Source organism: Lysobacter yananisis, from assembly GCF_031199375.1.
In the GTDB taxonomy this organism is placed as follows: Bacteria; Pseudomonadota; Gammaproteobacteria; order Xanthomonadales; family Xanthomonadaceae; genus Lysobacter; species Lysobacter yananisis.
The window spans coordinates 4,660,086-4,671,381 of record NZ_CP133568.1; the positions used below are offsets into that span (position 1 = coordinate 4,660,086).

At 72.6% G+C, this 11,296-nt stretch carries 7 protein-coding genes; 6 read left to right on the forward strand and 1 reads right to left on the reverse strand.

Annotated elements, in window-relative coordinates:
- The first annotated feature begins 247 nt into the window (after positions 1–247).
- The 6 genes from trhA (at position 248) to RDV84_RS19560 (ending at position 8,836) form a co-directional block, all read left to right on the forward strand.
- Positions 248–973, forward strand: a complete 726-nt coding sequence (gene trhA / locus RDV84_RS19535) for a PAQR family membrane homeostasis protein TrhA (protein ID WP_309151292.1) — start codon at positions 248–250, stop codon at positions 971–973.
- Position 974: 1 nt separating this feature from the next.
- Entirely contained in the window at positions 975–2,408 is a 1,434-nt protein-coding gene (locus tag RDV84_RS19540; protein WP_309151293.1) for an efflux transporter outer membrane subunit, read from the forward strand.
- A gap of 46 nt (positions 2,409–2,454) precedes the next feature.
- Complete coding sequence (locus RDV84_RS19545) at positions 2,455–3,573, forward strand: efflux RND transporter periplasmic adaptor subunit (protein ID WP_309151294.1); 1,119 nt, start codon at positions 2,455–2,457, stop codon at positions 3,571–3,573.
- Between the two features lies 1 nt (position 3,574).
- Positions 3,575–6,676 (forward strand): efflux RND transporter permease subunit, encoded by a 3,102-nt coding sequence (locus RDV84_RS19550; RefSeq protein ID WP_309151295.1) that lies wholly within the window; start codon positions 3,575–3,577, stop codon positions 6,674–6,676.
- Between the two features lie 109 nt (positions 6,677–6,785).
- On the forward strand, positions 6,786–8,150 hold the full coding sequence (locus tag RDV84_RS19555) for a sensor histidine kinase (protein WP_309151296.1): 1,365 nt from the start codon (positions 6,786–6,788) through the stop codon (positions 8,148–8,150).
- Between the two features lie 2 nt (positions 8,151–8,152).
- Entirely contained in the window at positions 8,153–8,836 is a 684-nt protein-coding gene (locus RDV84_RS19560) for a response regulator (protein ID WP_309151297.1), read from the forward strand.
- Between the two features lie 117 nt (positions 8,837–8,953).
- On the opposite strand, the gene RDV84_RS19565 is transcribed toward RDV84_RS19560, so the two are convergent.
- On the reverse strand, positions 8,954–11,284 hold the full coding sequence (locus RDV84_RS19565) for a M20/M25/M40 family metallo-hydrolase (RefSeq protein WP_309151298.1): 2,331 nt from the start codon (positions 11,282–11,284) through the stop codon (positions 8,954–8,956).
- Between the last annotated feature and the right edge of the window lie 12 nt (positions 11,285–11,296).

An 11,296-nucleotide genomic window follows, 5' to 3' on the forward strand; every position in this document is an offset into this window, starting at 1 on the left:
GCGCGAATTCCATCGCACGCGGATCGCCGCGACGCGACGGCGCACGGGCGCGTGCATGATGCGCGGCGATGCTTGCGCGAACCTTGTCGCTCGCGCGCTTCGCCGCGACGTGACCGTGCGATTAACGCGCGAGGCGTATACCGCAGCGGAAAACCGCCGCGCATAGTTCGCGCAAGCTTCGCTGGCTAAGGTCGCCCGGCTGAACGCCCCGCCCCCGGGGGCTCGTCCGAGTCAAAAGCCGACCGCCATGAATCAGGAAACCCGCTACGGCCTCACTTCCGCGGCCTGGAACCCGCGCCCCTCGCGCCGTCGCTCGTCGTGGCTGCGATCCATTCCGCGCGAAGAGCGCGCCAACGCGCTGACCCATGCGGCCGGCGCGCTGGCGTTCGCCGTGCTGGGCGCCTGGCTCGTCGACGCCAGCCTCGGCAGCGGCTCGTTCGCGCTGGCCGCATCGGTGTGCGTGTTCGTCGCCGCGCTGCTGGCGATGTATGTCGCCTCGGCGCTGTACCACGGCAGCGCCGACGCCGCGCGCAAGCCGTTCCTGCGCGCGCTCGACCACTGCTCGATCTACCTGTTGATCGCCGGCACCTACACGCCGTTCGCGGTGGCGCTGGGCGGCGGTTGGGGCGCGTTGCTGCTGGCGATCGTATGGCCGGCGGCGGCGATAGGCATCGCGCTGAAGCTGCGCGCGGCGATCGGCCGGCGCTGGCTCTCCACCGCGATCTACGTGGCGATGGGTTGGGTGGTGGTGATCGCCGCGCATCCGTTCCTGCAGCATTTCGCCCGCCCGACCTTGTTGTGGCTGGCCGCGGGCGGGCTGGCCTACACCGCCGGCACGCCGTTCTATCTGATGTCGCGCCGCCGCCCCGCGCTGCATGCGTGGTGGCATGGCTTCGTCATCGCCGGCAGCGCATTCCACTTCATCGCCGTGGCCACGCTCGTGCTCGGCGCTACGAACGCGACGCAGGGCTGACATGCCGCATCCGTTCGCGTTCGCCGCGGCCCTGCGCCCGCCGGCGCGCCACTGGCTCGGTGTCGCGCTGGCGCTCGCCTTGGCCGGCTGCGCCAGCGGCCAGCGCCCGCAGGTTCCGTCGCTGGTTCTGCCTCCGGTTTACGACGCCGCCGGCCGCGCGCAGCTGCCGCCGGCGGCGCTGGACGCGTGGTGGCGCGGTTTCGACGACGCGCAACTGCAGGCGCTGGTCGAACGCGCGCTCGACGCCGGCGTCGACGCTCGCCTCGCGCTGGCGCGCCTGGACGAAGCGCGTGCGATCCGCGGCCAGGCGCTGTCGGCGTATGCGCCGCAAGGCGCGCTGCGCGCCAGCGCCGAACGCACGCGCAGCCGCGATCTCGACGACGGCCCCGATCCTGCCGACGAACGCGCGCGCAGCGCGTCGCTGCCAGTCGGCTGGGAGCTCGACCTGTTCGGCCGCCGCGCCGCCGCGCGCTCCGCCGCCGACGCGGATCTGGCCGCGGCGCGCTTCCAGTACGAAGCCGCGCGCGCGGCGGTCGCGGCGAAGGTCGCGCAGACCTTGTTCGAGGCGCGCGGTCTGGCCGCGCGGTTGGACGACGCGCGCGAGAACGAACGCATCCAGGGCGCGCTGGCCGAGCTGCTGCGGCGACGTGTCGAACGCGGCCTGGCGGCGCCCGCCGACGGCGACCGCGTCGGCGCCGAACTCGCGCGCAGCCAGGCGGAACGGCTGGCGCTGCAAGCCGAACTGGACGCCGCCCGGCGCGCGCTGCTGGTGCTCAGCGGCGATGCGTTCGCGCCGGCCGCGGCGTTGCCGCTCAGCGCCGAGCTGGGCACGGCGCCCGAGGTGCCGGCGACGCTGCCGGGCGACCTGCTGGGCCGCCGTCCCGACGTGCGCCAGGCGCAGGCGCGGATCCACGCGGCGGCCGGCGCGGTGCGCTTGGCCGAGCTCGATTTCTTTCCCAAGCTGACCCTGCAAGCCACCCCCGGCGCGTCGTGGCAGCGCGGCGCGCTCGACGCCTCGCGCTCGTTCTGGACCCTGGGCGCCGGCCTCGCCGTGCCGGTGCTGGACCGGCCGCGGCTGCTCGCTGCGCTGGACCTGCAAGGCGCGCGCGGGCAACAGGCCGCGCTCGGCTACGAACAGGCGGTACAGGCCGCCTTCGCCGAAGCCGACCAGGCCCTGCTGCGACTGGCCGCGGCGCGCAAGCGCGCACATACGCTCGACGACGGCGAGATCCGCGCCCGTCGCGCGTTCGATGCCGCACAGGTTCGCTTCCAGCGCGGCCTCGGCGACCTGCAGGCGCTGCTCGACGCCGAAGCCGCGTGGCGGGCCACGCGCAGCGCGCGCACCGCGGCCCGGCTCGACGCGCTGCTCGGCGCGGTCCAGGCGTGCAAGGCGCTCGGCGGCGGCTGGTCCGCCGCCGCGCCGGGCGATGCCTGATCCGCGCCGCTCTCCCCATTCCACCGTTCCTGCGACCGATCCGACCATGAATTCGACCACCGCCTGCCTGCTGCTCGCCGGCGCCACCGCGCTGCTGTGCGCGTGTTCGCAACAAAAACCCGCCACGCCGCGGGCGCCGGAGAGCGTGCGCGCGGTGACGGTCGCGCGGGTGGAAAGCCGCGCGCTGGCCAGCGCCGCCAGCGCCTCGGGCTTGCTGGTCGCGCGCGAGGAAGCCGCGGTCGGCGTCGAACAGGCCGGCGTGCGGGTGCTGCGGGTGCTGGTCGAGGAAGGCGCGCGAGTGCGCGCGGGCCAGCCATTGGCGGTGCTCGACGACGCGCTGCTGCGTGAACGCCTGGCGCAGGCGCGCGCGCAGGCGGCCCAGGCCGGCAGCGAAGCCGAACGCGTGCGCGGCCTCGACGGCAGCGGGGTTATGTCGGAGGAAGAGATCGGCCGCCGCCGCAGTCAGGCCCGCATCGCCCAGGCGCAGTTGCGCGAACTGGAAACGCAGTCGCGGCAGACCACCGTGCGCGCGCCGGTGTCTGGCGTGGTGATCGAGCGCAGCGCGCGCCCGGGTTCGCTGTCCGGCGGCGAGCCGCTGTTCCGCATCGTCCGCGACGACCAGGTCGAACTCGACGCCGAAGTGCCCGAAACCGCGATCCTCGGCATCGAGCCGGGCCAGCCGGTCGCGGTCACGCTTGCCGACGGCCAGGTCTTCGCCGGCCGGGTGCGGCTGGTGAGCCCGCGCATCGATCCCAAGACCAAGCTCGGACGCGTGCGCGTGGCGCTGCCGGTCGCGGCGGACCTGCGCGTGGGCGGCTTCGCCCGCGCCGCCTTCGCCGGCCGCTCCGCGCCGGTCGCGACGGTGCCGGAAAAGGCCGTGCATTTCGAGGCCAGCGGCCCGCAGCTGACCCTGATCGACCGCGACGACCGTGCCCGCCGGATCGCGGTGAAGACCGGCCGGCGCTCGGGCGGCGTGGTCGAATTGTTGCAGGGACCGCCGGTCGGCAGCCGGGTCGCGCTGGCCGGCGGCGCGTTCCTGATCGACGGCGACCGGGTCCGGCCGGAAGCGGTCGTCCCGGAGCCGGTCGCACCTGAGCCGGTTTCGCCTGAGCCGGTCGCGCCGGCGCCGCACGCGCCGAAACCGGCATCCGCCGCGGAGCGCTGACATGAAACTCGGCATCTCCGCCTGGTCGATCAAGAACCCGATCCCGGTCAGCGTGCTGTTCATCGCCCTGCTGCTGGCCGGCCTGGCCGGCTACAAGGCGCTGCCGATCAAGCTGTTCCCGGACGTGTCGTTCCCGATCGTGCAGGTCGCCGTCAGCCTGCCCGGCGCGGCGCCGTCGGAGGTCGAAACCCAGATCACCCGCGAGATCGAAGGCGCGCTCGCCAGCATCGCCGACGTCGATCACGTCAGCTCGACCGTGTCGCTGGGCCTGTCCTCGACCACGGTCGAATTCGTCGTCGGCGCGGACGCGCAGAAGGCCACCGACGAAGTGCGCGCGGCCATCGACGGCGTGCGCGCGACCCTGCCGCGCGGGATCGAGGAGCCGGTAGTGCGCCGCTTCGACATCGACCAGATGCCGATCCTGACCTACGCAGTGTCGGCACCGGCGATGTCGGATGTGGAGCTGAGCTGGTTCGTCGACGACACCGTCGCGCGCGAAGTGATCGGTGCGCGCGGCGTCGCCCAGGTCGCCCGCGTCGGCGGCGTCGAGCGCGAGATCAACGTCACCCTCGACCCGGCCCGGCTGGAAGCGCTGGGCCTGAGCGCGCCGCAGGTCAACGACGCGCTGCGCGGTTTCAGCGCCGATATCGGCGGCGGCAGCGCGCGCATCGGCGGCCACCAGCAGACCGTGCGCGTGCTCAACGCGGCGCAAAACGTGGAAAGCCTGCGCCAGCTGACGATCCCCACCGGCGACGGCCGCAACGTGCGCCTGGGCGACGTCGCCCAGGTCGGCAGCGGCGGCGCCGAACGCAGCAGCCTGGCCCTGCTCGACGGCGCGCCGGTGGTCGGCTTCCAGGTCATGAAGACCAAGGCCGCCTCCGACGTCGAAGTGGAGGCGGCCACGATCGAGGCCGTCGACGACCTCGCCCGCCGCCATCCCGGCTTGCGCTTCACCCGCATCCTGTCCTCGGCCGAGAACACCCGCCACAGCTTCGAGGCGACCGTGCACACCCTGGTCGAGGGCATGCTGCTGGCGGCGCTGGTGGTGCTGGCGTTCCTGCGCGACTGGCGCGCGACCGCGATCGCCGCGGTGGCGATGCCGATCTCGCTGATCCCCACCTTCGCGATCATGGCGCTGCTGGGCTTCAGCCTGAACATGATCACCTTGCTGGCGCTGACCCTGGTGATCGGCATCCTGGTCGACGACGCCATCGTCGAGATCGAGAACATCCAAAAGCGCATCCAGCTCGGCGAGACGCCGTTCCAGGCGGCGTTCGAAGGCTCCGACGCGATCGGCCTGGCGGTGACCGCGACCACGCTGGCGATCGTGGTGGTGTTCCTGCCGGTGTCGTTCCTGAGCGGCTTCATCGGCCAGTTCTTCTTCGAGTTCGGCATCACCGTGGCGGTGTCGGTGCTGTCCTCGCTGGTGGTCGCGCGCATGCTCACGCCGCTGATGTGCGCCTACTTCCTCGCCCCGCAGGCGCAGGCGCACGAACGCAAGCCGTTCCGCGGCACGTACCGCCGCGCGCTCGACTGGGCGCTCGACCACCGCTGGATCTCGCTGGCGCTGGGCGTGGCGATCTTCGTCGGCTCGCTGTTCCTGGCCGCGGCGCTGCCGACCGGCTTCACCCCGCCGAGCGACAACGGCATCGTGCAGATCTCGCTGGAAGGCGCGCCCGGCGCGACCCTGGACGACCTGCAGGCCTCGACCCAGCGCCTGACGCGCGAACTGCGCAAGCGCGACGACGTGCAGAGCGTGTTCGCGACCCTCGCCACCGACGCCGCCGGCAGCAGCGGCGTCACCGTGCTGCTGCGCGCCGACCGCGAGCTGACCACCCAGCAATTCCAGGCCGACATCCGCGCGCTGATGCTGTCGATTCCGGACGTGCGCCTGGGCTACGGGCCGGCCGGGCAAGGCGGCAGCACCGTGGTCCAGGTGCTGCTGTCGAGCGAGGACGGCGCCGCGCTGGAACAGGCCGCGCGCACGCTGGAGCGGCAGATGCGCGGCCTGCCGGAACTGGCCAACGTGCACGAAGTGACCCCGCGCCCGGGCACCGAGCTGATCGTGCGGCTGAAACCCGAGCAGGCCGCGCGCCTGGGCGTGAGCCCGGAAGCGGTCGCGGCGATCGCGCGGGTGGCGACCATCGGCGACATCGACGCCAATTCGGCCAAGTTCAACGCCGGCATGGAGCGGCTGACGGTGCGGGTGCGGCTCGACGACGCCGCGCGCGGCGATCTCGACGTCATCGGCGCCTTGCGCGTGCCCACCGCCAGCGGCGCGTCGGTGCCGCTGGCGGCGGTCGCCGACCTCGGCTTCCAGGCCGGCGCGGCGCGGATCGAACGCTACGACCGCGAACGCCGGGCGATGGTCGAGGCCGAACTGCACGGGGTTTCGCTGGGCCAGGCCATGGCCCGCATCAACGCCCTGCCGATCCTCAAGCAGTTGCCGCCAGGCGTGACCAACCCCGCCTACGGCCAGGGCGAGAGCCAGGTCGAGCTGTTCGCCAGCTTCGGTCTGGCCCTGGCCGCCGGCATCTTCATGATCTATGCGGTGCTGGTGCTGCTGTTCCGCAGCTTCTTCAAGCCGATCACGATCCTGGCCGCGCTGCCGCTGTCGCTGGCCGGCGCCTTCCTCGGCCTGCTGCTCGGCGGCGCCGAACTGGGCCTGCCGGCGCTGATCGGGCTGCTGATGCTGATGGGGCTGGCGGCGAAGAACTCGATCCTGCTGGTGGAGTTCGCGATCGAGGCCGAACGCGACGGCGCCAGCCAGCACCAGGCGCTGGTGTCGGCCTGCCGCGAACGCGCGCGGCCGATCGTGATGACCACCTTCGCCATGGCCGCCGGCATGGTCCCGACCGCGCTCGGGCTGGGCGAAGGCTCGGAGTTCCGCGTGCCGATGGCGCTGGCGGTGATCGGCGGACTGATCAGTTCGACCGTGCTGTCCCTGGTCTTGGTGCCGGTGGTGTACGAATTCGTCGAGGACGCCGAACTGTGGCTGACGCCGAAACTCTCGCGGCTGATCACCCACAACCCGGCCGAACCGCAGGCGCCGTCCAGGACCGCCACCGCCGCGGCGGGCGCGGGCGATGGCGGCGGCGCTTGAGCGCGCGCGGACGGCGCGGCCCGGGGCGGTCGTGCGCGCGCAGCGCCGGCGCGAACGGGACTATCATGCCGGCGACGCTGTGCGCGTTGCAGACGCCGCCGGAGCCAGCATGCGCAACCCGATCCCGTTCTTCTTCCGCGTGCCGTCGCTGAGTCGCCGCATCGCCTGGCGGGTCGGCCTGGGCGTGGTGTCGTTGATCTTCGTGCTGTTCGCGATCCTGTGCGTGGTGCTGTGGAAGCCCGAAGCGCGCACGATCTACCGCGACACCGCCGACGACGCGGCCCAGGCCATCGACCGGCGCGGGGCGACGCTGGTCCTGGCCCCGGCGCGGCTGCCGCAACGGCTGCGCGAAGCGCCCGAAACCGCTTGGCTGGCGGCGGTGGACGACGCCGGCCATACCCTGACCTGGGGCAAGCTGCCCGCCGAATACCGGCCGGTGGTGGCGATGCTGCCGCTGCTGAGCGACTCCGACCTGCGCAGCCCGGACCCGCGCCTGGCCGCGACCCTGGTCGTCGCCGAGCGCGACTGGGGCCGGTTGCGCATCATCGTCGGCGGCGTGCCCGAGGAAGGCGTGATCGGCCTGTTCGCGCCGCTGTTCTACTTCGTCGGCCTGTGGATGGCGCTGCCGGTGGCGATCGTGATCCTGCTGCTGGTGCCGTGGATCGTGCGCCGCGGCCTGCGCGGCATCGGCGAGGTCGCCGAGCAGGCGCGCGGAGTCGACATGAACCGCCGCAGCCGCCACCTCGACGCCGCTGCGGTGCCGTCCGAGCTCAAGCCGCTGATCGACGCCTTCAACCAGGCGCTGGACCGGATCTGGGACGCCGCCGAAGCGCGCGACCGCTTCCTCGGCAACGCCGCGCACGAACTGCGCCTGCCGATCGCGATCGTGCGCGCGCGCGCCGCGGCGCTGTCCGCCGGACCGTCCAAGACCAGCCTGCTCAGCGACATCGTGCGGCTGGAGAACATCTCCGAGCAGTTGCTGGATCTGCAGCGGATCGACCGCGGCCTGATCGCCAACGACACCCTGGACCTGGTCCAGGTCTGCCGCGAGGTCGGCGAGGACATCGCGCCGCTGCTGGTGAAGGCCGGCTACGCGTTCTCGTTCGACGCGCCCGCGCAGCCGGTGTATGTGTCCGGCGATGTCGGCGCCTTGCAGCGGGTGGTGATGAACCTGCTGCAGAACGCCATGACCCACGGCGGCCGCGCCGGCGGGATCGAACTGAGCGTGTCGGCGGACGCGCGCATCAGCGTGTCCGATGCCGGTCCGGGCATCGCCGAAGAGGAGTATCCGCAGATCTTCTCGCCGTTCTACCGGCTCAATCCGTCCGCCCAGGGCAGCGGCCTGGGCCTGCACCTGGCGCGCGAAGTGGTGACCCGGCATCGCGGCAGCATCCGCGTGTCGCGATCGTCGCAAGGCGGCGCGCGCTTTTGCGTGCAACTGCCGCTGCTGCGGCCGCCGGCGCGAGGCGCCTGATCATGCGCATCCTGCTGGTCGAAGACGATCAAGGCCTGTCGCAGGCGCTCAAGAGCGCGCTGGCCGCGCACAGCATCGTGCTCGACGTCGCCGCCGACCTCGGCGCGGCGCGGCGCGCGCTGAGCGACGCCGATTACCGCGTGCTGATCCTGGACTGGCAGCTCCCCGACGGCGAAGGCATTTCGCTGATCCCGCTGGCGCGGCGCGCGCAGCCGGGCCTGCCGGTGCTGATCCTGACCGCGCGCCACCAGGTCGAAGACCGCATCCAGGGCCTGGACGCCGGCGCCGACGACTACATCACCAAGCCGTTCGACGTGAACGAACTGCTGGCGCGCATCCGCGCGGTGTGCCGGCGCCCGACCCAGCAGCAGATCCCGAGCATGACCCTGGGCGCGCTGCAATTCGATTTCGGCGACCGCTGCGCCAGCCTGCACGGGGTCCGGCTGAACCTGCCGCGGCGGCAGCTGTTGGTGTTGGAAGCGCTGTGCCTGCGCGCCGGCCGCACGGTCTCGCGGACCAAGCTGCAGGAAGCGGTGTACGGCTTCGACGACAACATCGAATCCAACACCTTGGAATCGCATATCTCCCGACTGCGGCGCACGCTGGCGCCGGCTGGCATCGAGATCCATGCGATGCGCGGTTTGGGCTATCTACTGCAGGCGGCGGACGGGGCGGACGAGTCGTAGCGCGCCATCGCCCGTCCGCATGCACGGCGCGCATCGTGCCGCGCTCGCCGATAGCCGCCGGTTTCGCGCATCCAGCGCGACACGGACGGGATCGACGCAGACCGGCGCCGCGGGCTTTCAAGGCCCGGCCTTGTCCGCCGCCGCACCCGCCCCGCCGCGCAACTCGCTGCGGACCAGCGCCGCGCCGTTGAGCGAGAACGGTTGCGCGACCATGCCTTCGGGACGCGGCACGCGCATCATCGTGGGTTCGTACGAAGCATCGACCAGGCGGATCGCGTAGGCCGATCCGGGCTTGAGCTGCAGTTCGAGCCGCAGCGGCGCGTCGCCTTGTCCGTACAGGTCGAGCATCCATTCTTCGCTGTCGTCCGCCTGCGCGTTCGGGTATTCGACGCCGGCGATCGCTGCGCGCAGTACGGTCGCGCCGTCCACGCTCAACATCATCCGCGGCGCGTTGCGTGCGGACGCTATGGTCAGTTTGAGCGTGCGCGCCTGCGCGTCTGCGCGTTCGGCGTCGAGCCGCAGCGTCGGCGGCGCCAGCACCGCGGGCGTCGCGCCGGCCCAGAACGGATCGGAATCTGGGCCGAAGAACTCCGGCATCGTCCGCTGCGTCGGCGATGCGCCGAGGTAGCGGCCGGTCCAGGCGTCGGGCCGGTCGTCGCGCGAAATCCACCAGGCGTTGCCGCTGGCGGCGTCCTGCGCGTACAGCAAGCTGTTCTGGCGCGGATGCGCGGTGTCGAAACCAGCGGTGACCGAGCCGACGGCGAGCAGCGCCAGCGCCGCCAGCCACGGGGCCCAGCGCCCTGCCCCGCTTCCGCCGATCTGCGCCAGCAACGGCGCGAGCATGCCGAACAGCAACATGGCGGCGATGCCGGCGACGAATGCCAGCGACGGGGTCAGCGCCACGTACAGCGCCCACAGCACTATCGCGAACAGCGCCACGCCGGGGATCGCCGCGGCGGTCTGCACGGCCAGCCGCACGTTCGCCGACACGCCGCGGCCCGGGCGCGCCAGGCTCGCCCAAGTGCCGGCTTGCACCGCCAGCAGCGGCCACAGCAGCAGATAACCGGCGCCGGGCACGACCGCGGCGGCCCAGCACAACAACGCGGTCCAGACCAGCATCGCCGCGAATCCGGCTTCCAGCGCGCTGCACCAGCGCGCCGTCGCGGCCAGCAGCGCGGTCTGCACGCCCGCGGCCACGGCCAGGAACGCGAGCAGGTACCAATGGCTGTTGTAGGTATCGCCCTGCAACAGCGTCGCGTAGGCCGGATGCAGCCAGCCGACCGCGATCCACAGCGCCTGGCACGCGCCGCCGGCCAGGACCAGCCCCAGCGCGAACAGCGGCAACGCGCGGGCCACGCCGGCGCCGCGGATCGCGCCGTTGCGCAGTCCCGCGACGAGCAGCACCAGGCTCAGCGCGACCGCCAGCGCGGTGAATGCGATCGCCCAGCCTGCGCCGTAGTTCGGCATGCCCAGGCCCGGCGCATTGAAGAACACCCGGTCCTCGCCGTGGATGCGTTGAAGGTCGGATTCGCCGAAGCTGCGCGCCGCAGCGAGCATGTTCTCGCCCAGGTGCTGCACGCTATCGGGCTGCAGGCGGTCGATCCGGTCGATCTGGGTGTGGTAGTGGGTGTGGCCTTCGATCGCGGCGAAGTTGAGCCCGGCGATGCCGGCCTGCTTGAACACCTTGAAGTCGGTGCTGTTGGGCATGCGCCGATACAGCTCGTAGCCCAGCGAACCGCCGATCGGATGCGGCGCCGCCGCGGCGAACTGCGCCACCAGGCGGCCGTTGCCGGCGCTGGTTTCGAACAGCATCGACGGGCCGCGGTTGCCGCGGAAATCGAAGTTTAGCACCAGCCCGATCCGCCGCGCCCAGGGATGCTGGGCGACGAAGGCCTCGGCGCCGAGCAGGTCCGCTTCCTCGGCATCGGTGAACACCACCATCACGTCGTTGCGCAGCGGCGCGCCGGCGCGCAGCGCGCGCAAGGTTTCCAGGACCGCGGCGACCGAAGCGCCGTTGTCGGCCGCGCCCGGACCGGTGGTGACCGAGTCGTAGTGCGCGACCAGCGCCAGCGCCGGGCCCGGCTCGCGCCCGGGCAGGCGCGCGACGATGTTGTGCACGGTGCCGGCGACCACGCCCCAGCGGTCGGGCTTGGCCACGAACGCGGTCTGCACCTGCGGCTGCAAATCGAGCTTGCGCAGTTCGGCGAGCAGATACGCGCGCACCCGCGCGTTCTCGGCGCTGCCGACCGGGTGCGGCCGGGACGCGATCGACGGCAGGTGACGCATGGCGCGCGCGGCCGAGAACTCGCTCGCAGCTGCGTTGCCGTCGCGCGCGGCCGGCGGCCTCACGTCCAGCCACGCGGCGGCGGCGCACGCGATCAGCACCAGCAAGGCCAGGCAGCGGGCCGCAACGCCGGGCCGGGAGGGAAGCGAGGGCGGGTTCGTCATAGGCCGCAGACC

Coding starts and splice junctions, on each gene's coding strand:
- trhA (WP_309151292.1), top strand. CDS start 248: ATGAATCAGGAAACCCGCTACGGCCTCACTTCCGCGGCCTGGAACCCG.
- RDV84_RS19540 (WP_309151293.1), top strand. CDS start 975: ATGCCGCATCCGTTCGCGTTCGCCGCGGCCCTGCGCCCGCCGGCGCGC.
- RDV84_RS19545 (WP_309151294.1), top strand. CDS start 2,455: ATGAATTCGACCACCGCCTGCCTGCTGCTCGCCGGCGCCACCGCGCTG.
- RDV84_RS19550 (WP_309151295.1), top strand. CDS start 3,575: ATGAAACTCGGCATCTCCGCCTGGTCGATCAAGAACCCGATCCCGGTC.
- RDV84_RS19555 (WP_309151296.1), top strand. CDS start 6,786: ATGCGCAACCCGATCCCGTTCTTCTTCCGCGTGCCGTCGCTGAGTCGC.
- RDV84_RS19560 (WP_309151297.1), top strand. CDS start 8,153: ATGCGCATCCTGCTGGTCGAAGACGATCAAGGCCTGTCGCAGGCGCTC.
- RDV84_RS19565 (WP_309151298.1), bottom strand. CDS start 11,284: ATGACGAACCCGCCCTCGCTTCCCTCCCGGCCCGGCGTTGCGGCCCGC.